The following is a 25,806-nucleotide window of genomic DNA, read 5'->3' as shown; positions in this document are numbered from 1 at the left end:
CACCCTCTTTGTTATTAGCGGTAGTTCTTGTTCTTAAAAGCCGTATTGAAAGGCGGGAATCTTTTCCGGCAATGCGCTGCGAATACAGGAGAACCCCTGAATGTAGGCCTGCAGCAGAAGCAATGTGTGATCGATACGCTTGCGGCTCTTGATAATCTCAGGACTCGCCTCATCTGCGCTGACAACAGCCTGCACATCACGGATCACCAAGTGGTCCGGCATGTAGTTAGGGCGGAAATTCTTGAATGAAAGCACGGGATAAAGACCACCAGCGCCACCCGACACGCCGCACAACAAGACGGGCTTGTGGGCCAACCAGTCCAGATCCATAAACAGGAACCAGTTTTTCAGCGCGGGGGTTGCCATGCCGTGCCACTCCGGGGAGATCAGGATAATGGCGTCTGCATTAGCTACAGCATCAGCATGTGGGTAGGTCATGCCCTCCTGCCATAGCGGCAGTGGATCGCTGCCCAAATCATGCAGTTTTACATCACAAGCGCTGCTGATATCTAAGACCATCAGGCGGTTTTTAAGGTACTCAGCCAAACGCGCTGACTGGCTATCTGCTGAGTGACTGCCTGAAACGATCAATACTTCACTGGCGGGCATGACTGGAATATATCCATCGAATAATTATTGTCTTCGCCAGAGAGCAAGTATTAGGCCACAAACAAAAACTCTATTAATTTCATCAAGTTATATAAAATCATGCACATATCTAAACTCACTCTGAAATCAAATTTTCAGTTTGAAATAGCCTTGCTCTCAGACAACTTCAGCGACGCGCTACAGCACTGCTGAAGTGAAAATGGATGTGCGAGAATACGCCCCTTCAAGATTTCAACTGCCAGAGATAATTACATGACCTACAACGGGGATGACGCCGAAAGCTCGTTAGTTGATAAAGCAGTTAACGGCATTCTTGAAGGGATCATGGAGGGGCGTTTTTCTCAAGGGCAGCGCCTGGTTGCGGCTGATCTGGCAGAACAATTCAATGTCAGCCGTGCACCGATCCGTGAGGCGCTGCAAAAGCTGGCAGGTGACGGCGTAGTTGAGCTACTGCCAAACCGTGGCGCCCGCATCCGCCAACTCAGCCTCGAAGACCTGGTGGAGTTTCTTGAGTTTTCCGAAGCGATACTGGTGTTAGGTATTCGCCTCGCTGCGCCTAAGCTCAAGCAGCAGGATAATCACGCCGTTTTGGTAGAGGCCTTCAAGGAAATTGAAACAGCCGGCCATGCCCGCGAACCCTTCGCCTTTGTACGAGCGCTGTATCAGTACCACGTCAAACTGCATGGTTTGGCAGGCAATAGTTTTCTTGAGCTGTTCTACCGCCGCCCCGAGGTTCGCTTTTATTCATTGTTTCTGGCCAACATCGTGCCGGGCGACTCGTGGGAACGATACCTGGACAACTACCGGCAGATTCATGAAACCTTACTCGAAGGGGACCCGCACACTGCCGTGGTCACATTCAGCGCCCACCTGCGTTGGGTGGTGAGGTTGATGCGGTCGCAGTGAACCGCTATGGAAGCAGCCTGAGCTGCGAAAGCGACCGAGTGAGCCAACTAACTTCTACGGTTTGGCTGAAAATCTTATTCGCGGCTAAAGCCGCTCCTACAACAACGCACCGCGCACCCTGTGGGAACGGCTTTAGCCGTGAAAGCGACCGAGTGAGCCACCTAACTTCTACGGTTTGGCTGCAAGCTCTTGTTCGCGGCTAAAGCCACTCCTACAACAAAGCGCCGTGCACCCTGTGGGAACGGCTTTAGCCGTGAAAGCGCTCGAGTGGCCGCTTAACTTTTTCAGTTTGGCTGCAACTAGTTGTTCGCCGCTAAAGCATCTCATTCGTGGCGCAATAGTTACCCGCAGCGGGCTCACCCAACTCATCCTCAATTAAAGCCAAACTGCATCCCACAACGGATACTCACCAACATGTTGGACTAAACCTGCCCTCAAAGGATTAGCCACCAGATAACGGGCTACAGATTGAACATCCTCCTCACGGCGCAATGCCCGCTCGTGATACCCCGTCTGCCACAAACGTCCCTGACGACCCAATGCTTGATTAATAAAGCGAGCGCTACGTCCTTTAACACGCTGCATCAACACCGCCAAGGCAGGCTCCCTTAATGAAACCAACCAATGCCAATGATCCGGCATGATCACCCAAGCCAATGAATCAACCACGCCTTGGTCCGTGGCAGAACGCAATTCATCAACCAATAAACGCCCTACTGCAAAATTGGCCAATATCGGCAAACGCTTATCAACGGCAACGGTTAGCAGATAAATGCGACCAAACTCACTATGTCGCCCACGGCGCAAGCTGTGGCTGTGAAAGTAGTTAGCTGCGGACATTCCATGTCCTCCTTCAGGAAGGTAGCGAGACGATGCTATTCGATAGTGAGGAGGGGCAAGCAATACACAGGAAAAGTCTGCTTCGACGGAAAACTACCCCACCTTGTGGGAACGGCTTTATCCGTAAAACACCTGTGTGAGCCACCTAGCATCTGTGGTTTGGCTGAAAATCTTGTTCGCGGCTAAAGCTGCTCCTACAGCAGAGCGCCGCGTCCTGAAAACAAAAAGGCCGACCTGATCGACTACACACTGATCAGGCCGGCCTTTGTACTGCTACGAGCGGTTACTGCTCGACTTGGGTCACAACCGACAGATAGGAGTCATCGTTCGGCTTGCCTGCATCCGGGTCCTCGTGATCCTGAGCGATGATGCGCAGGACGTTGCGCAGCAGTTGCTCACGCTTGGCGTCGCGCTGATCACGGACCGACGCATCGGCCACGTAGCTGTCCACACTACCCTCTGGCAGCGTGCCTTTGCTCACCAGCAAGCGCTCAAGCGTATCCACGCGGTCGGACAACACCGAGACTTCACCCACCAGCCCCATGAGCATGGCCAGGAGCTTGTCTTGGGTGGGGTCTTCAAAGAAGTAAGGACGTGCGCCCTTGGCCTTCTTGGGCAGTACCGCTTCATTTTGCACAGTCATTATTTCCACGCTCCATACACATACCACTGACCGCCGCCACCAAAGTCACCGCCTTGGAAAACATGGGTGTAGCGCTGGCTGAGTTTTGCCTCAAAGGCGCTCGGCGCCAGGATTTCAAAGACTTTGTCTTTGCTGAAGCCCGCCTCGACGCAATCGCTGAACGGATCGATCAGGTGGCTGCCGCGCCAGAAGGGCTCGTTGTTGTTACGGGTATCCCAGTCGAGCATAAAGGCATCGTAGGGCGGCAGATCCTTGTAGGGCGGTGTTTCGCCATGAAGCATCACGCCACCTTCGCGCAGTACGCGATGGCACTCTTTGAAGATATTGCGCGCGGCTTTCTTCGAGGTTTCGTGAATCAGGATGCTGCCATTGACCACATCGAAGTGATCATCCGGGAAATCCAGGAACTCCGCATTCATCTGAATGAAGTGAACCTTCACACCCAGTGATTCAGCACGGGCATGGGCATAACGCAGCACCGGAGCACCGACGTCGATGGCGTAAATCTCAGCCTCTGGGTAGAACTCAGCCCAGGCCAGTGTGGAGTGACCCACGGTGCAGCCCAGATCCAGGATGCGCTTGGGCTGGAAGTCCGGGTAGTTCTCCTTCAGCCACTTAGCTGTGGATGCCCCGATGTCGTCGTTCAGCGGGCCCATACGGCCCATGGCGTAGACATACACAGCACGGTCGTAAACCGCACCTGCCGCCACGTCATCCTGGCAGAACTCTGAGTGGTAGCCGCCTGGCATGCAGTGAATATCGATTGCGGTGTGGTAGTCCGGGGTTTTCAGATCCGGGTTCAGTTTGAGGCTGCCCAGTTTCGGTTTGGCCTGTGCTGCGCTGGCTTTCTCAACCAGTTTTGGTAACTGACGCTGCACCGGAATCTGCACCGAGTTCCACATCATTTCCTGGCTGCAGCGCTGCAGGCTGCTCCAGAACTGATAGTACTCTTGCTTCTTCATCAGACGGTCGATCTCAACCAGGCTCTGGGCCTTGCCCGATGCCTTCAGTTGCGGCTCGACCTTGTCTTCAAAGACCTTTTTGTTGCCGGGAGAAACGTTCTGGGCCAGATACAGCTTGAAGCAGCGCACGAAGTCCTGACGCGCTTCTTCATCGTGGGTCATCTGAACCAGTACGTCATGACGATACTGCGAAGTGGTGTCATTTATTGTTTGCATTGTTTTTACCTCGTCTTCGAACCGCCGTTGTCGAAACACCCTGCCTAGTGGAAAAACCCTCGGATCACTTGCGCCATGTACATGGGCTCCTGATCCAACACATACGCACCGGCTTTGAGCTCCAGCACCTGCGCATCCGGCCGCGCTTCACGAGCACGCTGGAAGTAGGGGTAGAGCACATCCGCTTCACCGCAAATCATTAGCAGCGGGCATTTAACCTGCGCCAGATATGCCGGGAAGTCTTGGTTGAACACCGCCGCGTAGGCTTCATGCCAGCGGTCACCGGCGATCAGTGTGTCGATCGCTTCGCGGGTCGCCAGCGCCACAGAAGGCGGGTACTCAATAGGTTGCTGATCCAGATGGGTAACGCGCTGCCACACCTCATTGAAGTGGGTGGCCTGGGCGTCGATATTCAGAGGCTTAACCGCACTGTCACGCCACAGGCTGCGCTCTTCTTCTGTCAGCTGCACCGGACCCAGAATGGCCAATTTACGCACCCGTTGGGGGTGCTTAGCGGCCAACTCGCAAGCCAGGGCAGCCCCGGTGTGGTGGCCAAACAGGTTGAACTGATCAATGCCCAGGGCATCAATGGCCTGCATCAGGCTTTCCACGTAATACGCGGTGGTTGGCACCACGGGCGGCCGGTAAGAACCGCCGAAACCAGGTGTATCCAAGGCGTACAGCGGCGCCAGGTCCGCAAGCTGCTCCATCACTGCCTGATACATGGCTGAAGAACTGGCGGTTTGATGCAGAAACACCGTGGGAACTGTGCCATTGCCACTGACGTATCGCAGATGGATTTGCCCATCTGCAACGTCCACATAAGTCTTCTTAACCGTCATGGCCTTACTCCAAGCCCAATGAGCCGGGGTTCATCAGCCCCTTTTCGTCCACCACGCGCTTCACCTTCTGCAACAGCTGGCCAGTGGCAGCATTGCCGATGGATTCTTGGTACGGATAGTACTTGCCCAGTTGCAGGTGACAGGCACCGAGCTTGAAGTACAACTCGCGCAGACCTTCACGCAGCTTCAGTGCAACTTCGCGGGTCTTCGGATCAGCCGGTATCGCACCCCATTCTTTGCGGTATTCCGGCTCAATCAGATCAAGGCGGAACTCGCCCAGCTCATCGAACCAATACAGGCTCGGTTCGATCACGAACTCGGCACCGGAGAAGCAGGTGAGGTAGGAGTATTTGATGTTGTAGGTGCTCATCAGCGCGGCGTGCTCAGCAAAGTAGCGCTCGGTGGTCAACGCCGCATCCACTGCACGGGACAGCGGGAAGAAGCCATGCACCGGAATCCACACTTCGCCTTGGCTGCCCAACAGAATGGTGCGCACACCGCCGAAAGGCTGAGAACGGAAGGCCAACGGAATGGCATTACCAATCGGCGCGCCACCATTTTCGCTGACGATGTTCTCAGCAATCATCAGCATGCTCGCTGCGGCCTCGTCGGTCGGGCCGTCCACGGCGATATGCAGCGAATAATTGATGTTGTTCAGGACTTTCTTGCCCTGGGTTGCCATCTTCACCGCGTTCTTCAGGCCGCTGAATAAGCTCTTACCTGAGCTGGCCACATCAGCCAGCACTGACAGGCCTTCCTTCAGGGTGAAGCCCTTGTCTTCAAAACCGGCGTTGTAGAACGGATCGAAGCCATAGCACTCGCTGGCAATGCCTTCGCGTGCGATAGCGGTTTGCGCTTGCAGCATGGCTTCGAGGGTTTCAAAGCCATAGGAGGCGCACAGGGTTGCAGGCGGCATTTTGATCAGGCGCAGGCAAGCTTCGACCTTCAGGCCGAATGCGCCGGTATCCGCCGTGAACAGGCCAGTCAGGTCCGGGCCGAAATGGCGGTAAAAACCGTTGCTGTGCCGGTGTGCGGACGATCCTGTCTGCACAATCTGCCCGTCAGCCAATACGACTTTCAGCCCCAGGCAGCTTTCCGCTGCGGTGTGGTGGATGCCCGAGCCATGGAACAGGCTGTTTTGCGACAGGGCACCGCCCACCGTTGCATACATTCCGGACAGCGGGCCGTAGTAAGGGGTGCGCAGACCTTTGGCTTTCAGGGCCTCATAGAGATCACTCCAGGTGCAGCCAGTCTGTACGCGCACGTACATATCCTGCTCGTTGATCTCCAGAATTTGGTTCAGTCCGCGCATATCAATCAGCACGCTGTGCTCGCGGGTCGGCACATAACCGCGGGTGTAGGACATTCCACCACCGCGTGGCACCAAGGCAATATCGTGCTCATGACAATAAGCGGCAGCCTGTGCCAAAGCCTCTACAGAGGTAGGCTTGAGCACCGCCGCAGCCACGGCTTCAGGCTGGAAACTCAAGTCTGTGGAAAAGTAGCGACGGGACGCGTCGTCAGTCAGAACGGACTCCTGACCAAGGGTGCTACGCAAGTAGTCGATATGGCGTGTTTCCAGCATGTACCTGTTCCTAATCAGTCAACGTTCAGGTCAGGAGCCTCATTAACAGCGCTCTTAGATTGCATACAATTTATAACCAGCACCTTGGTGCCAGTCAACGCTTTGCATGCAATTTATTCACTAAAATGCACTGAAAAACACAAATTCACACAACTCTAAAAACAAAACGACCGGCAATCAGGGATTACCAGTCGTATTTTTGCATACAAAAAAAGCCATCCTTGGCAGTGCACATCAGGGAAAACGCTTTTTATTCAAACGCCTCACGGGACAGCGGGCCGTTGAACTGCTCGATCGCACCAGGTTCGATATAACGCTGCCAGTTGTCGAAGATCTCGCGGCCCGCCAGGAAGCCTTCGAAAATAGCGTGGTCGGTACGGCGCGGCGTCACGCAGTCACCCACACGGTGAACATTCGGCAGCGCATCTTTCAGGTCGAAATACAGCTGCTGTTGAGGCAGGTGACGGATGCACAGAACGATGCTGTCGAAGCCGCTCAGGGTTTCTTCATCAGCGGTATACAGGTTGAAGATATCCACATCGCCGCCGCGAATCTGGCTGACCCAGGCGTTCAGGGTGTAAGTCAGTCCCTGAGCAAACAGGTTGGCGTACACAATCGGCTGATCCAAGGTCACGCCCAGTTTGTGGAACAGTGCGTTCCAGCGAGTCAGCACGTGAACCTGATGGCCGTTCTCAACCAGCTTCTCAGTGATACCGGCAGAATAACGGGTGCCTTCATCGTCGATGACCAGCACGCGCTTGCCGAGTTTTTCCGGATGATCCAGCACATCCAGAGCGGTGAAGACGTGATCGGCGTCGATACCCGGCACCTGATCCACCAGCGGGTTCACGTCGGAGTAGCCGCTGCGATCCGGCAAAGACCCGGTGGCCACGATTACACCGTCCGGCGCAAGGGCTTTGACTGAATCTACGGTCGCCGTGTGGTTCAGGCGAACAGTGACACCCGCCTTGGCCATGTGCACCTTGAGGTCTTCGGTGATCCAGGCGAAGGAGTCGCGGCGTGGCATACGAATCACGTAGTTAACCTGGCCGCCCAACTCGTTGGATTTCTCCAACAGGGTCACGCGATGGCCGCGCTTGGCCAGACCTTCTGCAGCCTTCATACCGGCAGGGCCACCACCGACCACAACCCAGTGCTTCTGCGCCGGAGCCAGTTTCAGGGTCTGCACGCCAAAGACTTCTTCACGACCAGTACCGGGGTTGATCTGGCAGGTCATGGAGGTGCCTTGGAACAGCCGCCCTACGCAGCCTTGGTTACAACGCAGGCAGTGATAGATCTCATCTTCACGGCCTTCTTTGGTTTTCTTGGCAAATTCCGGGTCAGCGATCTGAGCACGGGTCATGGCCACCATGTCAGCGTCGCCACGGGCCAGAATCGCTTCCGCTTCGCCCGCGCTGCCGATACCGGATACCACGAACACCGGAATGTTGACCGAGCGCTTCAGGCGCGCAACCGGGTCAGCCAGCCAGCCATTCGGTACGTCGTACGGCGGCATGATGTAAGTGGCGGACTGGTAAACACCTGCGGTGGTCATCACATAGTCGATGTCGCCAGTGGCTTCGACGGTTTGTGCGACTTTGATCCAGTCCTGCACTTCCATGCCGCCCGGAACCATTTCGTCAGCACTCATACGGATACCAACGACGAAGTCTTTGCCGACTTCTTCACGCACCGCGCGGATCACTTCCAGCGGGAAGCGCATGCGGTTTTCAAAGCTGCCGCCGTACTCATCAGTACGTTTGTTGAACAGCGGCGAAATGAACTGATGCAGCAGGTAGCTGTGAGCCAGGTGCACTTCAACACCGTCAAAACCGGCCTCTTTCGAGTAGCGCGCTGAACGCACCCAGCCTTCGACGATCTCGTCCATGTCCGAGCGCTCCATGGCCTTGGCCATTTCACCGAACACCGGAGACTTAATGTTGGAGGACGACCACAGCACACGGTAGTCATCCATCGCATGGGTTTCGCCCATCACACCAAAGTGGTTGAGCTGGGCAATGATGTGCGAGCCGTACTCATGCACCGCATCTGTTAGCGCCCGGTCGCGTTCAACCATTTCCGGACGATAACCGTAGGAGTATCCCCGGCAGAAGGTGTTGGAGGTCGGATGAATCAGGCGGTTGCCCGTAATCATCAGGCCGATACCACCTTTGGCGCGGGCCACGTGATAGTGAATATCACGGTTGTTGGTCAAGCCATCCGGCGAGTTGAACGACATGGCATGTGCAGACTGCATGATGCGGTTGCGCACGGTGATATTGCCGATCTTCAACGGCTCGAACAGGTGGGGATAACGCTCTACGGTCATGGTCTTTGTCTCATCAATCAGACAGGAAATTTTCTTATTGGGCGCTGCTAATCAAGGTCTCTCGCCACTGAAGGTCAAAGCCTTCCAGCTCGCCTTGTTCAATAAAGCGATTCGGGTCATCGAGGATTTCTCGACCGGCCAGCATGGCTTCGTAGATGCTGTCTTGCAGCGGACGCGGCAGGCGCGCATCACCGATGCAATACAGCTTGTCCACACGGCCTTGCAGCTGCTGGTACAAGTCGTCCACCGAGCGATGCCCAGCGGCGATGATGAAGCTGTCGGCTTCCAACACAGCCTCGTCCTGATCGGTGAACAGGTTGAAGATCTGTGCCTTGCCACCGTCGATACGGCGCACCCAGCTGTTGAGGGTGTAACGCAGGCCTTTGGCGAAGACGTGACGGTAATTCACCGGCAAATCGAGGGTCAGGGCCAGGTTCGGTGACAGGGAAATAAAGCGGCTGATGATGTGCACGTCATGGCCACGGTCGAGCAGGTACTCGGCTGTACCCAGGGCGTAACGACCACCATCCTCATCGAACAGCACCACACGTTTGCCCAGCTGCGCCGTGCCTTGCAGCACTTCGACCACGCTGAATACGTTGTCTTGCTCAGTGCCTGGCACGCGATCCACTGCAGGGCGGGTCGAGGTGAAGGCTGTCTTGAGTGGTGTGGAACCGGTGGCGATGATCACGCCATCGGCTTTCGCCGCAACGATTTCGTCAGCGCTCAGACGCGTATTCAGGCTGATCTCGACACCGGCCTTACGCAGCTGGCGCTCAAGGTCGCGAGGGATAAAGCCAAACTTGTGACGACGCGGTAGTTTTGCCGCCAGATTGATCTGGCCGCCCAGCTTGTCGCTGGCCTCGACCAGGCGTACGGAATGCCCGCGACGGGCCAGCTCCAGCGCAGAACGCATACCCGCCGGGCCACCGCCCACAACCAACCATTTGGCGGCTACGCTGGCTGGCTTGAAGGTATGGCTACCAAAGCGTTGTTCGCGTCCGGCTGCCGGGTTAACCACACAAGAGATGGCATTACCCGCCATCAAGCGAGCAATACAGGCCTGATTGCAGCGGATGCAATGGTTGATTTCGTCTTCACGGCCTTGCAGCAGCTTATTCGCAAACTCTGGATCGGCAATCTGCGTGCGGGTCATGGCGATCATGTCCGCAGCGCCTTCCGCTACCAGCGATTCGGCCTTAGCCGGGTCAACAATGTGACCCACGATAAACACTGGGATATCACGAATGGCTTTGACCGCTTTGCGCAGGCGGGCGCCATCGTCCACCAGCCAGTTTTCAGCGTAATCGCCCGGCGGAATCTGGTCTGCGTGAGCCGCGTAGGTGCCCGCAGTGGCGCTGACGTAATCAATCAGGCCGGTTTCCACGAGCTTGCAGGTCATTTCGGTGGCCACATCGGCCTTCATGCCATCGACGCTGCACTCGTCCATGGACACGCGAATGCCGACAACAAAATCCGGGCCGACGGCATCGCGCACCGCCTGCATGGTTTCAATCGGGAAGCGCACGATGTTATCCAGCGTGCCGCCGTATTCATCCGTACGCTTGTTGTAGACGAATGAAAGGAATTGTTGGTGCAAATAGCCGTGGGAGAAATGCAGCTCCACGCCATCAAATCCCGCGGCTTTGGAGTTGAGTGCAGTCAGAGCAAAGTGCTCGGAGACTTCACGCATCTGCTCACGGGTCATTTCCCGCGCCCACTCGTTATAAGCGGGGGACTTCATGGTGGAAGGGCCCCACAGCTCACGGTAATCGTCCAGTGCACCGCTGCGACCCTGCGGGCCAAAGTGGATGATCTGGGCAATGATGCGGCCGCCGAACTCATGCACCGCCCGCACCATCTCGGCGTCGCGCTCAATGATCTCTTCGCGGTTACCGCGAGCCAGGCAACGATTGGGGCCAGTTGAGGTCGGGTGGGTGTGGCGGGCGCCGGTGACGATCAGACCAATGCCGCCTTTAGCGCGCTCAGCCTGGTAGTAAATATCACGGTTATTGGTCAGGCCTGCGCCAGAATGGAAGCCCTTTGCGTGGGCCGTTTGCATCAAGCGGTTACGAACAGTGATGTTGCCAATTCGCAGCGGCGAAAACAGATGAGGATAAGTGTTTTCACCAGGGTTCTTATTATTTTGTGTCATGTCGTGAGCCTTGCTTTCAGGAAAAAAACGGGCCGTTGCCGGCCCGGAAGCACATCAGCGGAGCACGTTTTCACCACTCATGAAGACGAATACACGTTTGAAGCGGCCGTCTTCGACATACCAGAAGTTGCAGTTACGCAGACGGGTTTCATTGCCTTGCGGGTCTTTCAGGTAAACATTGAAACGGGAGCAGACGGTTTGAGTTTCTTCGTCGGCAGCAGTCTCGAAATCGCCGTGCCAGATCTCATCGAAGTTGGCGAAGAGGTTGTCGAACATCTTTTCAACGCCAGCCACACCCGGATGGGTCAGGTTGTCGGTCTGGATGGTGAAGGCCACGTCGTCATGCATGCAGGCCAACACATCAGCCATGTTCTTCTTGTCGACGTTGGCAAAGTATTTCTGCTCAGCCAGTTCAATCAGTTGTGCGCGGGTCAAACGGGACATGCGTAATTCCTCTCAATCGAGCGTCAGTCAAAGGCCAGTAAATGCGTGGTAAGCCGCATCATTGGGCGCTTGCGGAGCGGGATAGGCTTTGCGGCTCTGTTTCAAACCGAGTGACAACATCAATTCACAGAGCTTGTAGGAAACCTGGCCGGGGTTGATTACCGGGATCGGTAGACGCTCGCTCAGATAGGCGTGCGACTGGTGCATGGTGGTGGAGCCGAGGACGATCACGTCGGCGCCATCTTCTTCCATGGCTTTGCGTGCTTCGGCTTCCAGCTTGGCGAAGACCACTTCTTCCTTACCAGCCAGCAGCTCTTTCAGATCCGGGCGCGTGTTGATTGAGCGCAGCGACGCCACACGGGGCCACAGTTGGTATTCGGTGAGGGTCTTTTCGTAGAGCGGGAACCACTCATCCCACATGGTGATAACGCTGAACTTCTTGCCCAGCATGCAAGCCATGTGGAACGCGGCCATACCCGGTGCGATGACCGGAATATTCAGGCGAGAGCGCAGGGCAGCCAGGCCTGAGTCGCTGACGGTGTCGATGCATACGGCATCGTAGCCTTCCTCTTCTGCACGAATGCCAGCCTGGACCACGGAGAAATCCATCAGCAGTACATCAAACGCAGAATCAGCCAGCGAAGCGCCGCGGGCTACGGGAACGAATTCGGGGTGAAAACCAGGGAGAATCAGGTGAGCGGGTAGCTGGCTGGCGCGATTATCAGCACCGGCCTGATCCATAGGGATCGGAATGATGACCTTAATACGTTTCATCAGGTGAGCATCCTGTCGGTTATTGTTTTTGTACGGGCTGATGCTGATTGCCCATCAAGACAGGAGCAAGGAACTTGCCAACTAATCTAACTTATTGATTTATATGAATAAGTGATAATTCCCCTACCTTTTGGCGGGTTTGAGTTTTTTCACTCTGAAAACCCATCTCGCAAAGTGAACGCCCGGATCATTGCTCTGCACCTCAGTCCGGGCGATACCATAGCGATCACGGCAAAGCCTTACTCAGCCTGCGCAAGTGACTTGGCCTCATTAGCCTCGTCACGGTTGTCCTCAAATGAAACTGTGGGCGAGCCATCAGCATTGATTTGGTAGATGCCGCAAGGCTGGCCCTTCTCATTAAAGAACACCTGACCAATGCCCGAGCCGTTCCACAAACGCTCGCCTGAACGGCTGCGGGAAGGAATGCGCGGTTTGACTTCCATATCGCGGCGCTTGGTCAGCCAGTTCAGCGGTGAGCGCGGCGAGTACAGCCAGCGATTAAGCCGGTCGAACCAGTCCAGCAAGCGCCGGGGAAACTCGTTTTTGATGCCGCTGCTGGTGATCTGCCAGATTCTCGGGCCGCTCTGGCGGTAGCGGATGTGCACTTCATAGACGAATGAGTAATGCACATCGCCGGAGAGAATCACGTAGTTACCAGGCGTGCGTGAATGGCGGAAGATATTCAGCATCACCTGTGCAGCACCGCGGTGAGCCATCCAGTTTTCCGCATCCACCATCAGTGGGTGACCGGCCCAGGTGAAGATTCTCTGTACCGTCTCAATCAGCTTCACGCCAAACATGGGTGCCGGTGAGACGATAATGGCCGACGGATGATCAAGCAGGTCCTGCTGAAACTCGCTAAGCCCCTCCCAATCAATCAACCCAGACGGACGCTTGAGTTTGTATTCGCTGCGCCAGCGCCGGGTGCGGGTATCCAGCACCACTAAGGCCGGTGTTGTCGGCAGCACATAGTGCCAGTTGTGAAACTGGTGAAAACGCTGGATCAGTGTGTCCTGTTGTTCACAATCATAGAAATTGCGCTCATCTCGGCCTGCCATCATCTCCTTGAAAATCTCCAGCAGACCGGCAAAGGCCTCAGGCTTGTTGCCCCACGCCTGGCACAGCATGTAACCGATCAGACCGTTGCCAATAATGCGCCGTGAAAACGCATGACCGTAAGCGGTCAGCTCCCATTGCGCAGAGAGGTTCCAGTCATCGGTGATGTCATGGTCATCGAAGATCATCAGCGTTGGCATGTGCGCCAGGGCCCGTGCGACTTTATCCAGCCCCAGGCGGAATGCATCAATGCGCACACGTTCCTTCTGATAACGCTCTTGCTCTTTCTCAGTCAGCGTAGGCTGCGAATAATCCAACAACGTCCAGGGCATCGGCGACCAGACCAAGAGGTACATGGCGAGCACTTCGGCACAGGTGACCAGATGGTTATCGGCATTGCTGCTGGTGAAAATCGGCTTTTTCACACCCCCGAAAAAGCGCTTGGAAATCCCATCGTTGTTTGCTGTATCCGGCAGTAATTGCGGGCGATCGTAATACCCAGCGGGGTGCACATACAGCTCATCACTGTTATCCACAATGGCACCGTGCAGGTGCTCCCCAAACAGCCCCAAACGTTCGATAACCTGGTGAATGGCAAACAGCATGGGCCCTGCCACATCATCGGCGTAAATCTGGTCACCGCTCATCATCAGCAGCGCTGGACGCTGCTCAGGCGTATGGGGCTCGGCCAGCAGGTTATCCACACACAGCAAGCCATCCGGGGATGAGTGATGGGGTTTGCGGCAAGAGCCATGCAGCATGTGGTCGATGCGCTTACGCAGAACAAAATTCGGAGTGTGCGCCCCTTCATAGAGGAGATGCGGCGCCCACTCGGCAATACCTTGTTCACCCACTTCCGGCAAGTTGATGAGCAGGTCGTAGTCGATCTGCACATCCTCTGGCAAGGCTGTATCCAGTTGCAGGTCAATCAGATGGATAAAGGCCCGCTCACCAATTTGAACAACCTGGCAACACTCGCCTTGCAACGGATGGCGTTGGCTTTGCTTATCCACAACCAGTTGCAGGGTCAGGTTTAGTGGTTCGCGCCCGACCAACCACAGCACCAGCCGCTGTGGCTGCATAAGGCGTAGCAGGGGGCCGGACAATACCGGAGGCAGGGGAGCAGGGTTGTAATCAGAAAAAGACATGAAAAAACAATTCTCCACCACTGTGTGGGCGATAACGGATAGACGCCCTGACACAGCCGGGGTTCAGAGTTGAGCAGCCTGTTGCAGTCGCTTCAGATCGACGATTTCGATCTCCGCGTAATTCAAGCGCAGAATACCCTGACTCTCCAGCTCCCGGAGGATCTGATTGGTGGTCTGGCGGGAGATTGCCAGCATCAACGCCAGCTGCTCTTGAGGCAGGCTAATCAACAAGCGAGGCTGGCCGCCTTCGCCGTAGTTGTTGGCTATCGCCAACAGGCGCCTTGCCAGGCGAATGGGCGCAGGCAATAGGCTCATGTCCTCCAGATGGACAAAGGTCTGGCGTAACTTCTGGCTCATCAGCAGTGCGAAATCCCGCCAGTAGCGGGGCTCCTGATCAAGCAGGGCGAGCAGCTTGCTTTGACTTATCCACAGCAGCGTCGTGGCACTGTCGGCGAATACATCGTGTGTACGTGGCTGGCCGTCAAACAGAGAGATTTCCCCCAGCCAATAGGGCGGTTCAACACGGCTCAGCAACGCCTCTTTGCCGCTGCTACTAACGGCGCCCACACGCACGCCACCTTCGACCACCGCATACAGCCCACAGGGTTTGTCACCGCGCCGAAACAGCACCTGCCCCACCTCCAGATGCTGCACCTGGGCGAGGCTGATCAAGGCCTGCTGCAAAGCCTTGGGCAAACTGCTAAACCAATTACCTTGAAGCAAGCAGGTTTGATACCGCTGTATGTCATTCATCGCTGACTCACAGTTTGTCGGCTAGGCGACAGTACAGGGCTGCTGGCTTATTCATGCTGAAGGCCTGTACCACCTGAGGAGAATAATTATGAAAACTCTGGTTGATCATCTGGCTCAATACGCGGCTTACCACCGCGATCAACGCAATATCATCAGCCACTTTATCGGCATTCCGATGATTGTGCTGGCGGTGGCCATTCTGCTGTCCCGTCCGGGATTCGACATCGCTGGTCTTTGGTTGTCACCGGCGGCGGTCGTTGTCGCAATAGCCAGTCTGTTCTACCTGCGGCTGGACCGGCAACTGGGTCTGGTGATGGTTGCGTTGCTGCTCTTATCCCTCTGGGCAGGCGCCGTCGCCGCTGTGCAAAGCACCGCCGTATGGCTTGCGAGCGGAATCGGCCTGTTCGTGGTGGGCTGGATCATTCAGTTTGTCGGCCACTACTACGAAGGCCGTAAGCCTGCGTTTGTTGATGACATCATGGGCTTGGCCATCGGCCCGTTGTTTGTTGTGGCTGAAGCCGGTTTCCTGCTGGGCCTGCGTAAAGAGGTGGAGCAGGTTGTCGTCGAGCGTTCCGGCCCGGTGTGCATCCGCAACAAAAGCGCCGCTGCCTGAGCCAGACTCGCGGCTGAAACCGATCCTACAGCACCGCTCACCACAGGATCGGCTTCAGCCGCGAACGCCCCCAAATCCCCGGCAGCACACTATCGCCAATCAGCGCCCGCTACCGCCTGAAACGCCGCAACCCATTAGTACTTGGCCATCCACTGATTGGTGAAGGAACGCGTATGGCGGTACACCGTCAACGGTGCAAACGGCCGGCCTGATGCACTTTGCAAGGTATTGCTCTGGCTGTTCAGGTCGACCAGTGCCGCACGCAGGTAATCCCACCGGGTAATCAACTTATTCAGCTCAGGGTTATCTTTCACTGAGAGTTTTTTCAGCTCTTCATCCACGGCTGGCACAATTTTCCGCTCATCTTGGCCGAGGTAGGTATCCGGCTGTTCGCGGGCCGTTTCAAAACTGCCCAGATAGGAGCGGCTCATGTATTGCACCGACAAATATTCCACCTGCGCCGCCAACTCACTTTGGCCGGGCTCAGCCAACTTGCGGGCCTCAGACAGCACAGCCAGCAGAGCCAGGCTCAGATCGGAGGGATAGCGCCACGGCATGTCTTCTTCATTGGGGCCGAAGGACAGTCCCAGACGAATCTGTTTAACCAACTCTGCATGGGCTTTGTTCAAGCCCTCGCTACCCTGTGGCAGCTCAGCAACCGCTTTGTTCAGGGCACTCAGATCGGCTTCAAGTGTTTCCAGCTGACGGGACTGGAAACCCTCACCACGCAACATCATCAGGCTGCTGGTAGCCCGACTGGCCTGTACCTGAACCTGTTCCTGAGGGGTGATCGCCAATGCCGATTGGATCGACACAGTGGCAGTCACAAGCAATAGCATCAATGGGCGGAAGAACGCGAAGGGACGCATAACGGGTGCTCCTTTATTATTTTTGTGAGCGACTCAATACAAGACATCCTTGTACATACGCGTGAGAGAGTACTTCAGTGCTCAGCCTGAGGAAGCAGCCGAAAGAGTGATTTCGTCAGAAAGTTAGGGCTGTTTATGCCGATTTTCAGCACAAATCCCCTTACATCATTTGCGGAAAAAAGAGAGGAGGTGGGGCGTGGAGAACCCACGCCCGCGATCAATAACTCAGCTCAGCGCCAGCAAACGGCGCAGCTCAGCCAGCACGATCTGGCTCGTTGGACGGACATCACGCCAGACGAAGAAAGCTTCTGCAGCCTGCTCGACCAACATACCCAGACCATCCAAAGTCCTTGCCGCGCCGTGCTCAGTGGCCCAGCGGTTAAAGGCGGTCATGTCCTTGCCGTACATCATGTCGTAGCACACGGTATGGCCCGGTTTGATCAGGCTCGGGGCAATCGGCGGCAGCTCGCCCGCCAGACTCGCCGAAGTACCGTTGATGATCAGATCGACCGGCGCGTCTATCCAATCGAAACCACTGGCAACCACCGGGCCCAAATCAGCGAACTCACTGGCCAGTTGCTCGGCCTTTTCTACTGTCCGGTTGGCAATCACCAATGACTGCGGCTGCTCAGCCAGCAGAGGCTGCAACACGCCACGTACGGCACCGCCAGCACCGAGCAGCAGGATGCGCTGGCCTTTAAGGGTAACTGCGTTATTCACCCGCAGATCGCGAACCAGACCGGCGCCATCGGTGTTGTCGCCAAGCAGGCTGCCGTCGCGGAGTTTCTTCAGCGTATTAACAGCGCCTGCGCGCTGCGCACGTGGGGTCAGGCTGTTGGCCAGAGCAAAGGCTTGCTCCTTGAACGGCACGGTGACATTGGCACCCTGGCCATCGCGGAAGAACGCTTGGGCAAACCCGGAAAAGTCGTCCAGCGGCGCCAGCAGCGCTTCGTAACTGAGGTCCTCACCCGTCTGGTCAGCAAACTGCCGGTGGATAAGCGGTGACTTGCTATGACCGATGGGGTTGCCGAAAACAGCGTAGCGATCCATGGAAAATCCTTAAAGCCAAAACCGGGGGACAGCAAAACGGGGCCAAATGGCCCCGAATCAGCGTGGTGCAACTTAGCCCTGAAGTTTGAGCCAGTCACGGTCCTGAAGGAAATACTCCGTAAGGCGGGCTTCTTCGCTACCTGCCTCTGGCTTCCAGTCGTAACCCCAACGAACGTGAGGCGGCAACGACATCAGAATGGACTCTGTACGGCCACCGGATTGCAGACCGAATAGGGTGCCCCGGTCGAACACCAGGTTGAACTCAACGTAACGGCCACGGCGATAGGCCTGGAACTCGCGCTCACGCTCTCCATAAGGCGTCAGCTTGCGGCGCTGCACAATTGGCAGGTAGGCCTTGATGTAGGCGTCACCAATAGCGCGCATAAAGGCAAAACTGGTGTCGAAGTCCCACTCATTCAGGTCATCGAAAAACAAACCGCCAATGCCACGCGGCTCGCCACGGTGCTTGAGGTGGAAGTAGCGATCACACCAGGCCTTAAATTTCGGGTAGACGTCATCGCCAAACGGCTTGCATGCATCGAACGCCACCTGGTGCCAGTACACGCAGTCTTCTTCATTGGCGTAGTAAGGCGTCAGGTCGAAACCACCACCGAACCACCACACCGGCTCTTCGCCTTCTTTTTCGGCGCTGAAAAAGCGCACGTTAGCGTGGGAAGTCGGCACATAGGGGTTTTCCGGGTGGATCACCAGCGACACGCCCATGGCCTGAAAGCCACGGCCCGCCAGTTCAGGACGGTGCGCACTGGCCGATGGCGGCAGGCTGTCACCAAACACGTGGGAGAAGTTGACGCCGCCCTTTTCGATCAGCGCGCCATTCTCAATCACCCGCGTGCGGCCACCGCCGCCAGCCGGACGCTCCCACGACTCCTCAAAAAACTCAGCACCGCCATCCTCAGCTTGCAGGGCAGTGCAGATGCGGTCTTGCAGGTCTAGCAAATAGGCTTTTACAGCCTCGGTACGATTACTCACGGCAGCACCTTGAACAGGACTAAGTGACCCGCTGGCAGTGCGGGTAACGAAATTGGCGGCAAGCATAGCATCTGCCGTCTGGCCCCAGCAGTTGACGTCCGTCAATGAAGGCGATTGGATAGACGCATATCCGCGCTCTTGAGCGCTTCTTTACAGCAATTGCACACGAAGGATTGACCATGGCCAAGCGCATTCAATTCAGCCAGCACGGCGGCCCGGAAGTACTCGAGTATGTTGATTACGAGCCGCGCGAACCGCAGCCAACCGAAGTACGGGTGCAAAACAAGTCCATCGGCCTCAACTTTATCGACACCTATTTCCGCAGCGGCCTGTACTCCACAGGTAGCTTGCCCTCGGCACTGGGCAGTGAAGGGGCTGGTGTAGTCGAGGCTATCGGCTCAGCCGTCACCGACTTCAAAGTGGGGGATCGCGTGGCCTACGCCACCGGCCCGCAGGGCTCTTACAGCGAGCTGCACGTACTGCCGGCTGATAACCTGGTGAAACTGCCGGACTCAGTAAGCTTCGAGCAGGCCGCTGCGGTGATGCTTAAGGGCCTCACCGTGCAATACCTGCTGCGCCAGTGCTACGACCTTAAAGGCGGCGAAACCATCCTGTTTCATGCTGCCGCCGGTGGCGTCGGCTCCTTGGCCTGCCAGTGGGCCAAAGCCCTGGGCGTTAAGCTGATCGGCACGGTCAGTACCGATGAAAAAGCTGAGCGCGCCAAACAGCTCGGTGCTTGGGCCACCATCAACTACAGCCATGAGAATGTCGCCCAGCGCGTGCTGGAATTAACTGACGGCAAGAAATGCCAAGTGGTGTATGACGGCGTCGGTAAGGACACCTGGGAAACCTCGCTGGACTGCGTGGTACCACGCGGCCTGCTGGTCAGCTTCGGCAATGCCTCCGGCGCGGTAACCGGCGTCAACCTGGGCATCCTCACCCAGAAGGGCTCGCTGTTCGTCACCCGCCCGAATCTGGCTGGTTATGCCGATACCCCACAGCGCCTGCGCAGCATGGCTGACGAGCTGTTTGACATGATCGGCAGCGGTAAGCTGCAGGTGGATATCAGCAACCGTTACGCATTGAAAGAAGCCGGCCTTGCCCAAAGCGCCCTGAGCGCCCGGCAAACCACCGGCTCAACCATCCTTCTGCCGTAACCTGACGCCTGACCCTACGGGGTCAGGACGGTCTGATGACGTCGCCAGTGGCCAGGTCGCGGATCAGGCTGGGGTTCTTGCGCCCGCCGAGGCTGCCACCGAGCACCATATCTAGCTGACGCGGGAAGTATTGTTCCACCCGCAGGCGGCTGCGGGCAGAAGGGCGCCCAGCTGGGTTGGCGGAGGTGGATACGATCGGCCCGGTGTGACGACACAACGCCTGCACCAGCGGGTGATCGGTCACACGCAGGGCCACACTGTCGTGCTCACCGGTGATCCACTCCGGCAGCAGGTTCTGGTGCGGCACCAGCCAAGTGTTCGGCCCCGGCCAGCTGCCTTCAAGACGCTGAATCCAAACATCCGGTAAACCATCGAGAATGAAATCGAACTGGTCGATATCTGCCGCGACCAGAATCACCCCTTTGTGTTCTGGGCGGTTTTTCAGCGCCAGCAGGCGCTCCACAGCAAGACCATCCCACGGATCGCAGCCCAAGCCCCATACCGCCTCAGTCGGATAAGCGATCACGCCGCCAGCCCGGATAACCTGCGCTGCTTGTTGAATCTGCCAGTTGCTGGCCATTGCACGTACTCCGCAAAAACACCGGCGCAGTTTACCCGCGCCGGGGCATCCGTCCCAGCAGGTCATCGGCTTTCAGATCAGCGCGTCGGCTGCCCGCAACCCATCCACAACCCCGATTCACAAACAACCAGCCCCTCCAATTCCAGCTCGGTGAGCTGCACCAGCACCTCACTGAGACTTATCCCCAAACTCAAAGCAAGCGCCTCACTGCTGTGGGGAGCAGCATGTAGCAGGCTCAATACAGGGTTCATGGGCGTTTGCATGAGCGGCAACTGTGTGGGCGTTTGAGTCACTGTCGGTACACGTTGCCAACCACGCAATGCCTGCATGATGTCTTCGATGCTCTCCACCAACGTGGCGCCTTCACGCAACAGTTGATGACAACCCTTGGCGCCGGGATGGTGGATCGAGCCTGGGATCGCATACACCTCACGGCCTTGTTCCGCGGCCAGGCGGGCGGTGATCAGCGAGCCGCTGGCCGGGCTGGCCTCAACCACCAAGACACCCAGTGAAAGACCACTGATGATTCGATTGCGACGGGGAAAGTTGCTCGCATGGGGTGGGCAGTCCAGCGGCAGCTCCGACACCAGTGCCCCACCACGCTCAACAATTTCAGCAGCCAACCGCTTATGCCGCGCCGGGTAGATGCGCTGCAGGCCAGTGCCCAATACGGCAACCGTCTTACCACCTGCATCCAAAGCCCCTTGATGCGCGGCACCATCCACACCCAGCGCCAAACCACTGGTAATAACAAAGCCTCCGGCAGCCAGGCTGCGGGCGAAGCTGTGCGCGGTATCCAGCCCCGGTTTCGACGCATTGCGGCTGCCGACCATGGCCAGCTGGGGCTGCTCCAGAATGCAGGACTCACCAGCAACAAACAGCAACGGTGGGGCATCACTTAGCTCAGCCAGCAGCGCCGGGTAGCACGGATCATCCCAGCACAGTACATGATGGCGCTCACCCTCCAGCCACAGCAGCGCTGCAGCGGCCTGTTCGCGCACCTGCGGGCTGCGCCGGGCATCACAACTGCTCTGCGGCAAACCCAGCGCACGCCAGGCACTGGCTGGGGCACTTAACGCGGCAGATGCGCTATCGAAGGCTGTGAATAACTTACGAATCCGTTTCGGCCCCATTTCGGGCAGGCCGTGCAAACGTAGACGGGCTTCGAGTTCAGCAGGGGAAAGATTGGAGGCCTGCATATGATCATCCTTGACCAGAGCCGCATAGCGGCAAAAACATGCGGGCAATAAAAAGCCCCGCATTTACGGGGCTTTTCAGCTTAAAACATTATGGATTTGTCACCTTATCCATAATCGCCAATTGGCGAGTCGCTCGCAAAACTAAGCCATAACTCAGCTTGTCGTAGGTGCGGAAGACCATCAGCAGACCAGCCTGCTCGTCTGGAATCTTCACGGCGTCACCGGTCACGCGGTCGCGCACCGTTTCACCGGTTTTCAGGATAGCCAGAACGTTGCCTTCCTTCAGACCATCACGCAGGCCCTTGTTGATGGTGACCACATCAAACTGACCGACCTGAGTCACGCCACGGGGCACATCCAGAATCAGGCCATTGATCTCGCCTTCCGGCTCACTCGGCATGAATGTGGAATTGATTGGACGCTCTTCAGTTGGGAACAGACGGTCAGCCAGACGCACTTCCTGAGTCGAACGGGTCAGCTGCAGTGTGCCAACATCACCTTCAGTCGCAACAACTTCACCGGAACCGATGTCGTCAGCGTTGATGCCGAGGAACTCTTTGGTGTCCGGATCGAGGTAGGTTTTACCCTGACGGAAGATGCCGTATATCGGAGCACTGGCATCAAATTGACCACGGGCATAGACCCGGTCACCGGCGCCACTGACCACACGCTCGGCATTACCAGCCACGATGTACGGGGCACGGTCGAACTGCTCAGGCGTGTCTACAATGCGGTTGACCAGCAGGAAGCTGTTGATAGCCTCCAGCGGGATGGTTGGAATTGCTTCTGCCATTGGCGTGCTGCGGACCTGTGGCGAAAGCTTGATGGTGCCGCGGGACTCACCCCGGTTAAGCATGATGCGCGGTTGGCCATCAACGTAAACCAGACTAAGCTGATCACCAGGGTAGATCAGGTGAGGGTTCTTGACCTGAGGGTTGGCATGCCAGATCTCCGGCCATTTCCAGGGTTGAGTTAGAAACTTCCCCGAAATGTCCCAGAGCGTGTCGCCCCGAACCACGGTGTAATGGTCCGGATGGCCGTCTTTGAGTTGCACTGCGGCCTGAACTAGGCCACTTGCGGCAAGCAGCAGCACGGCCAGTAGTGATTTCCTCATGCGGTGAATCCCTTTATTATGTGTCTTCACGTAGATCGCCCTAGCGCCGCGATAATCAGTCGTGCTGCGGCGTGAAGCCGTTTTTTTGGTTGCTGCGTCCCATCTTAGCAGCGGATTTTATCTATATTCCACAAGTGCATCACAAACGCCATGGCGATTCTTAATATCCTCGAATTTCCCGACCCTCGCTTGCGCACCATCGCCAAGCCTGTGGAGGTGGTCGATGACGCCTTGCGTCAACTGATCGACGACATGTTTGAAACCATGTATGACGCCCCGGGCATCGGCTTGGCCGCAACCCAGGTCAACGTACACAAACGTGTTGTGGTGATGGACCTGTCTGAAGAAAAGAACGAACCCCGTGTGTTTATCAACCCGGAGTTCGAACCGCTGACCGATCAGATGGACCAGTATCAGGAAGGCTGCCTGTCCGTTCCTGGCTTCTACGAGAACGTTGACCGTCCGCAGAAAGTCAAAATCAAGGCCCTTGACCGCGATGGCCAGCCGTTCGAGCTGATCGCCGAAGGCCTGCTCGCCGTGTGCATCCAACACGAGTGCGACCACCTCAACGGCAAGCTCTTTGTTGATTACCTGTCCAACCTTAAGCGCGACCGGATCAAGAAGAAGCTGGAAAAACAGCATCGCCTCAACGGCTGATGCCACATCCAAAGGCTTGCTGCGGCAAGCCTTTTTTCTATGCAAGAGACCCGAACATGACCGAGCCACTGCGCATTGTCTTTGCCGGCACCCCCGAGTTTGCCGCCGAGCACCTCAAGGCCTTGCTCGACACGCCACACCAGATCATCGCTGTTTACAGCCAGCCGGACCGTCCTGCCGGACGTGGTCAGAAGCTGACCCCAAGCCCAGTCAAGCAACTGGCTGTGCAACACGGTATTCCCGTGTACCAACCGCTGACCCTCCGCGACCCTGATGCACAGGCGGAGCTGGCGGCGCTTAAGCCGGACCTGATGGTGGTGGTTGCCTATGGCCTGATCCTGCCGCAGGTCGTACTGGATACGCCGCGTCTGGGCTGCATCAACAGCCATGCTTCGTTGCTGCCACGCTGGCGTGGCGCCGCGCCAATCCAACGCGCCGTCGAAGCCGGTGATGCGGAGTCCGGCGTCACCGTAATGCAAATGGAAGCGGGCTTGGACACCGGCCCGATGCTGCTCAAAGTCACAACGCCGATCAGCGCTACAGACACCGGCGGTACATTGCATGATCGCCTGGCCACACTCGGCCCTAAAGCCGTGATCGAAGCCATCAGCGGCCTCGCCGACGGTAGCCTGAAAGGTGAAGTGCAGGACGACAGCCTGGCCACCTACGCCCACAAGCTGAACAAGGACGAAGCCCGTGTCGATTGGTCGCGCCCAGCAGTTGAGCTGGAACGACTGGTTCGCGCCTTCCATCCTTGGCCGATCTGCCACAGCACCCTGCAAGGTGAAGCTGTGAAGATTCACGCCGCCGAAGCAGGCGAGGGTAGCGGTACCCCCGGCACCATCCTCAATGCAGACAAACAAGGCCTGACCGTAGCCTGTGGCGAGGGCGCCCTGCGTCTGACCCGCCTGCAGCTGCCCGGCGGCAAGGCGCTGAACTTCTCTGACCTGTTCAACAGCCGCCGCGAGCAGTTCGCACCGGGGCTGGTGCTCGGCGCATGAGTCCACGTTTAGCCGCCGCCCGCGCCCTGGCCGCCGTACTCAATGGCAAAGCGTCACTGGGCACCAGCTTGCCGCCGCTACTGGATAAGGTGGAAGTCCGCGATCGCGGCCTCACCCAAGACCTGGCCTTCGGCACCGCACGTTGGGAACCACGCCTGAGCTTGATCGCGGGCAAACTGCTGCAAAAGCCATTCAAGGCGGCTGACCGCGACGTCGAAGCGCTGCTGCTGGTGGGCCTGTATCAGCTGTTCTACACGCGCATTCCGGCCCACGCCGCGATTGGCGAGACAGTGGCCTGTGTGGATAAGCTGAAAAAGTCGTCCCTCAAAGGCCTGCTCAATGCCGTGCTGCGCAATGCCCAGCGCGACGGTGAGCAAATCATCGCCGAGCTGGATCGCGACCCGGTACTGCACACCGCCCACCCGCGCTGGCTGCAAAAGGCCCTCAAAGCGCAGTGGCCGGAGCACTGGGAAGCCATCTGCGCTGCCAACAACGGCCATCCGCCGCTGATTCTGCGGGTCAACCGTCTGCGCAACAGCCGCGACGCCTACCTCGCCGAGCTGCATCAGTCTGGTATCGAAGCCCAGCCTTGCCAGTTCAGCGCAGACGGCATTCGCCTGCTTCAGGCCTGTGACGTGACCACCCTGCCGGGCTTCGCCGAAGGCCGCGTCAGCGTGCAGGATGAAGCGGCGCAACTGGCTGCTGAGCTGCTGCAACTGGCGCCTAACCAGCGCGTTCTGGATGCCTGCTGCGCCCCCGGCGGCAAGACCTGCCATATCCTCGAAAGCGAACCCAAACTCAAAGGTGTAGTGGCGCTGGATCTGGAAGAGAAGCGCCTGCAGCGCGTCAGCGAAAACCTGCAACGCCTTAACCTCAGTGCCGAACTGATCGCTGCTGACGGCCGTGACATTGCCACCTGGTGGGATGGTGTGCCATTCCAGCGCATCCTGCTCGATGCGCCCTGTTCGGCCACCGGCGTGATCCGCCGCCATCCGGACATCAAACTGACCCGCCAGGCCGACGATATTCCGGCGTTGGCACAGTTGCAGGGCGAATTGCTCGACACCATCTGGCAAACACTCGATGTCGGGGGCATTCTTGTGTATGCCACGTGCTCAGTGATGCCTGCCGAAAACAGTGACAACATTGGCGCATTTTTGGCCCGCACACCGGGCGCACGGGAGCTGGATATTGCTGGCCAGTTCGGGATCAAAACCACCCATGGACGGCAATTATTCCCACAAGTAGACGGCCATGATGGCTTCTACTATGCCAAGCTGATGAAAATCGCGGCCACACCACGCGGCTAAGGAA

24 protein-coding genes are annotated in these 25,806 nt (G+C 57.2%); 6 read left to right on the top strand and 18 right to left on the bottom strand.

Annotated elements, in window-relative coordinates; all coding sequences use genetic code 11:
• Positions 1–33: 33 nt before the first annotated feature.
• A complete protein-coding gene (locus tag WG219_00205) occupies positions 34–609 on the bottom strand; it encodes an NAD(P)H-dependent oxidoreductase (protein WXL25950.1) in 576 nt (191 codons plus the stop codon).
• Between the two features lie 252 nt (positions 610–861).
• On the opposite strand from WG219_00205, the gene WG219_00200 reads away from it, so the two are divergent.
• A complete protein-coding gene (locus tag WG219_00200; GenBank protein ID WXL25949.1) occupies positions 862–1,515 on the top strand; it encodes a GntR family transcriptional regulator in 654 nt (217 codons plus the stop codon).
• A gap of 375 nt (positions 1,516–1,890) precedes the next feature.
• Here the strand turns inward: WG219_00200 and WG219_00195 are convergent, their stop codons facing one another.
• The 11 genes from WG219_00195 to WG219_00145 all read right to left on the bottom strand — a co-directional run bounded on the left by WG219_00195 (position 1,891) and on the right by WG219_00145 (position 15,262).
• On the bottom strand, positions 1,891–2,355 hold the full coding sequence (locus tag WG219_00195; GenBank protein ID WXL25948.1) for a transposase: 465 nt from the start codon (positions 2,353–2,355) through the stop codon (positions 1,891–1,893).
• 283 nt (positions 2,356–2,638) lie between these two features.
• Positions 2,639–2,998 (bottom strand): hypothetical protein, encoded by a 360-nt coding sequence (locus WG219_00190; protein ID WXL25947.1) that lies wholly within the window; start codon positions 2,996–2,998, stop codon positions 2,639–2,641.
• Positions 2,998–4,176, bottom strand: a complete 1,179-nt coding sequence (locus WG219_00185) for a class I SAM-dependent methyltransferase (GenBank protein ID WXL25946.1) — start codon at positions 4,174–4,176, stop codon at positions 2,998–3,000. The genes WG219_00190 and WG219_00185 overlap by 1 nt, the downstream gene beginning before the upstream one ends.
• 44 nt (positions 4,177–4,220) lie before the next feature.
• Positions 4,221–5,018 (bottom strand): alpha/beta hydrolase, encoded by a 798-nt coding sequence (locus WG219_00180; GenBank protein WXL25945.1) that lies wholly within the window; start codon positions 5,016–5,018, stop codon positions 4,221–4,223.
• A 4-nt stretch (positions 5,019–5,022) separates the two neighbouring features.
• Complete coding sequence (locus tag WG219_00175) at positions 5,023–6,603, bottom strand: FAD-binding oxidoreductase (protein WXL25944.1); 1,581 nt, start codon at positions 6,601–6,603, stop codon at positions 5,023–5,025.
• Positions 6,604–6,853: 250 nt separating this feature from the next.
• Complete coding sequence (locus tag WG219_00170; GenBank protein WXL25943.1) at positions 6,854–8,932, bottom strand: FAD-dependent oxidoreductase; 2,079 nt, start codon at positions 8,930–8,932, stop codon at positions 6,854–6,856.
• Between the two features lie 34 nt (positions 8,933–8,966).
• On the bottom strand, positions 8,967–11,087 hold the full coding sequence (locus tag WG219_00165) for an FAD-dependent oxidoreductase (GenBank protein WXL25942.1): 2,121 nt from the start codon (positions 11,085–11,087) through the stop codon (positions 8,967–8,969).
• Positions 11,088–11,141: 54 nt separating this feature from the next.
• Positions 11,142–11,531, bottom strand: coding sequence for a nuclear transport factor 2 family protein (locus WG219_00160; protein ID WXL25941.1), 390 nt, complete (start codon positions 11,529–11,531; stop codon positions 11,142–11,144).
• Between the two features lie 27 nt (positions 11,532–11,558).
• Positions 11,559–12,305 (bottom strand): aspartate/glutamate racemase family protein, encoded by a 747-nt coding sequence (locus WG219_00155; GenBank protein WXL25940.1) that lies wholly within the window; start codon positions 12,303–12,305, stop codon positions 11,559–11,561.
• A 239-nt stretch (positions 12,306–12,544) separates the two neighbouring features.
• Positions 12,545–14,509, bottom strand: coding sequence for an alkaline phosphatase family protein (locus tag WG219_00150; protein WXL25939.1), 1,965 nt, complete (start codon positions 14,507–14,509; stop codon positions 12,545–12,547).
• A gap of 63 nt (positions 14,510–14,572) precedes the next feature.
• The gene (locus tag WG219_00145; protein ID WXL25938.1) at positions 14,573–15,262 is read right to left on the bottom strand and encodes a Crp/Fnr family transcriptional regulator; all 690 of its coding nucleotides are present in this window, start codon (positions 15,260–15,262) and stop codon (positions 14,573–14,575) included.
• 88 nt (positions 15,263–15,350) lie between these two features.
• Between WG219_00145 and WG219_00140 the strand changes: the two genes are divergently transcribed.
• On the top strand, positions 15,351–15,875 hold the full coding sequence (locus WG219_00140; GenBank protein ID WXL25937.1) for an Mpo1-like protein: 525 nt from the start codon (positions 15,351–15,353) through the stop codon (positions 15,873–15,875).
• A gap of 134 nt (positions 15,876–16,009) precedes the next feature.
• Here WG219_00140 and WG219_00135 read toward each other — a convergent pair whose 3' ends face one another.
• From WG219_00135 to hemF, 3 genes are all read right to left on the bottom strand, one after another.
• Complete coding sequence (locus tag WG219_00135) at positions 16,010–16,744, bottom strand: hypothetical protein (GenBank protein WXL25936.1); 735 nt, start codon at positions 16,742–16,744, stop codon at positions 16,010–16,012.
• A gap of 225 nt (positions 16,745–16,969) precedes the next feature.
• Positions 16,970–17,794 carry a shikimate dehydrogenase gene (aroE, locus tag WG219_00130; protein ID WXL25935.1) on the bottom strand — a complete coding sequence of 275 codons (825 nt, stop codon included), beginning with the start codon at positions 17,792–17,794 and terminating at the stop codon, positions 16,970–16,972.
• A gap of 72 nt (positions 17,795–17,866) precedes the next feature.
• Positions 17,867–18,784 (bottom strand): oxygen-dependent coproporphyrinogen oxidase, encoded by a 918-nt coding sequence (gene hemF / locus WG219_00125; GenBank protein ID WXL25934.1) that lies wholly within the window; start codon positions 18,782–18,784, stop codon positions 17,867–17,869.
• Between the two features lie 179 nt (positions 18,785–18,963).
• Between hemF and WG219_00120 the strand changes: the two genes are divergently transcribed.
• Entirely contained in the window at positions 18,964–19,941 is a 978-nt protein-coding gene (locus WG219_00120; protein ID WXL25933.1) for an NADPH:quinone reductase, read from the top strand.
• A 22-nt stretch (positions 19,942–19,963) separates the two neighbouring features.
• Here the strand turns inward: WG219_00120 and WG219_00115 are convergent, their stop codons facing one another.
• The 3 genes from WG219_00115 to WG219_00105 form a co-directional block, all read right to left on the bottom strand.
• Positions 19,964–20,521, bottom strand: coding sequence for an L-threonylcarbamoyladenylate synthase (locus WG219_00115; protein WXL25932.1), 558 nt, complete (start codon positions 20,519–20,521; stop codon positions 19,964–19,966).
• 77 nt (positions 20,522–20,598) lie between these two features.
• Positions 20,599–21,720 carry a DNA-processing protein DprA gene (dprA, locus tag WG219_00110; protein ID WXL25931.1) on the bottom strand — a complete coding sequence of 374 codons (1,122 nt, stop codon included), beginning with the start codon at positions 21,718–21,720 and terminating at the stop codon, positions 20,599–20,601.
• 88 nt (positions 21,721–21,808) lie between these two features.
• Positions 21,809–22,834, bottom strand: a complete 1,026-nt coding sequence (locus WG219_00105) for a LysM peptidoglycan-binding domain-containing protein (protein WXL25930.1) — start codon at positions 22,832–22,834, stop codon at positions 21,809–21,811.
• A gap of 150 nt (positions 22,835–22,984) precedes the next feature.
• On the opposite strand from WG219_00105, the gene def reads away from it, so the two are divergent.
• The 3 genes from def to rsmB are packed head-to-tail and all read left to right on the top strand — an operon-like array spanning position 22,985 to position 25,802.
• The gene (gene def / locus WG219_00100) at positions 22,985–23,491 is read left to right on the top strand and encodes a peptide deformylase (GenBank protein ID WXL25929.1); all 507 of its coding nucleotides are present in this window, start codon (positions 22,985–22,987) and stop codon (positions 23,489–23,491) included.
• A gap of 56 nt (positions 23,492–23,547) precedes the next feature.
• Positions 23,548–24,492, top strand: coding sequence for a methionyl-tRNA formyltransferase (gene fmt, locus WG219_00095; protein WXL25928.1), 945 nt, complete (start codon positions 23,548–23,550; stop codon positions 24,490–24,492).
• Positions 24,489–25,802, top strand: a complete 1,314-nt coding sequence (gene rsmB / locus WG219_00090) for a 16S rRNA (cytosine(967)-C(5))-methyltransferase RsmB (GenBank protein ID WXL25927.1) — start codon at positions 24,489–24,491, stop codon at positions 25,800–25,802. The genes fmt and rsmB overlap by 4 nt, the downstream gene beginning before the upstream one ends.
• Positions 25,803–25,806: the final 4 nt, after the last annotated feature.

It is taken from the genome of Pseudomonas mendocina (assembly GCA_037482215.1).
Classification (GTDB): Bacteria; Pseudomonadota; Gammaproteobacteria; order Pseudomonadales; family Pseudomonadaceae; genus Aquipseudomonas; species Aquipseudomonas mendocina_E.
This window is presented reverse-complemented; position numbering and strand designations above follow the sequence as displayed.

What these genes read in the sequence shown, in the direction of transcription:
- WG219_00165 (WXL25942.1), bottom strand. Translation starts at nt 11,087, where the DNA reads ATGACACAAAATAATAAGAACCCTGGTGAAAACACTTATCCTCATCTG.
- WG219_00170 (WXL25943.1), bottom strand. Translation starts at nt 8,932, where the DNA reads ATGACCGTAGAGCGTTATCCCCACCTGTTCGAGCCGTTGAAGATCGGC.
- WG219_00175 (WXL25944.1), bottom strand. Translation starts at nt 6,603, where the DNA reads ATGCTGGAAACACGCCATATCGACTACTTGCGTAGCACCCTTGGTCAG.
- WG219_00135 (WXL25936.1), bottom strand. Translation starts at nt 16,744, where the DNA reads ATGCGTCCCTTCGCGTTCTTCCGCCCATTGATGCTATTGCTTGTGACT.
- WG219_00155 (WXL25940.1), bottom strand. Translation starts at nt 12,305, where the DNA reads ATGAAACGTATTAAGGTCATCATTCCGATCCCTATGGATCAGGCCGGT.
- WG219_00105 (WXL25930.1), bottom strand. Translation starts at nt 22,834, where the DNA reads ATGAGGAAATCACTACTGGCCGTGCTGCTGCTTGCCGCAAGTGGCCTA.
- aroE (WXL25935.1), bottom strand. Translation starts at nt 17,794, where the DNA reads ATGGATCGCTACGCTGTTTTCGGCAACCCCATCGGTCATAGCAAGTCA.
- WG219_00145 (WXL25938.1), bottom strand. Translation starts at nt 15,262, where the DNA reads ATGAATGACATACAGCGGTATCAAACCTGCTTGCTTCAAGGTAATTGG.
- dprA (WXL25931.1), bottom strand. Translation starts at nt 21,720, where the DNA reads ATGCAGGCCTCCAATCTTTCCCCTGCTGAACTCGAAGCCCGTCTACGT.
- fmt (WXL25928.1), top strand. Translation starts at nt 23,548, where the DNA reads ATGACCGAGCCACTGCGCATTGTCTTTGCCGGCACCCCCGAGTTTGCC.
- WG219_00160 (WXL25941.1), bottom strand. Translation starts at nt 11,531, where the DNA reads ATGTCCCGTTTGACCCGCGCACAACTGATTGAACTGGCTGAGCAGAAA.
- WG219_00195 (WXL25948.1), bottom strand. Translation starts at nt 2,355, where the DNA reads ATGTCCGCAGCTAACTACTTTCACAGCCACAGCTTGCGCCGTGGGCGA.
- WG219_00150 (WXL25939.1), bottom strand. Translation starts at nt 14,509, where the DNA reads ATGTCTTTTTCTGATTACAACCCTGCTCCCCTGCCTCCGGTATTGTCC.
- WG219_00190 (WXL25947.1), bottom strand. Translation starts at nt 2,998, where the DNA reads ATGACTGTGCAAAATGAAGCGGTACTGCCCAAGAAGGCCAAGGGCGCA.
- WG219_00180 (WXL25945.1), bottom strand. Translation starts at nt 5,018, where the DNA reads ATGACGGTTAAGAAGACTTATGTGGACGTTGCAGATGGGCAAATCCAT.
- WG219_00185 (WXL25946.1), bottom strand. Translation starts at nt 4,176, where the DNA reads ATGCAAACAATAAATGACACCACTTCGCAGTATCGTCATGACGTACTG.
- WG219_00200 (WXL25949.1), top strand. Translation starts at nt 862, where the DNA reads ATGACCTACAACGGGGATGACGCCGAAAGCTCGTTAGTTGATAAAGCA.
- WG219_00205 (WXL25950.1), bottom strand. Translation starts at nt 609, where the DNA reads ATGCCCGCCAGTGAAGTATTGATCGTTTCAGGCAGTCACTCAGCAGAT.
- WG219_00115 (WXL25932.1), bottom strand. Translation starts at nt 20,521, where the DNA reads ATGGCCAGCAACTGGCAGATTCAACAAGCAGCGCAGGTTATCCGGGCT.
- WG219_00140 (WXL25937.1), top strand. Translation starts at nt 15,351, where the DNA reads ATGAAAACTCTGGTTGATCATCTGGCTCAATACGCGGCTTACCACCGC.
- rsmB (WXL25927.1), top strand. Translation starts at nt 24,489, where the DNA reads ATGAGTCCACGTTTAGCCGCCGCCCGCGCCCTGGCCGCCGTACTCAAT.
- WG219_00120 (WXL25933.1), top strand. Translation starts at nt 18,964, where the DNA reads ATGGCCAAGCGCATTCAATTCAGCCAGCACGGCGGCCCGGAAGTACTC.
- def (WXL25929.1), top strand. Translation starts at nt 22,985, where the DNA reads ATGGCGATTCTTAATATCCTCGAATTTCCCGACCCTCGCTTGCGCACC.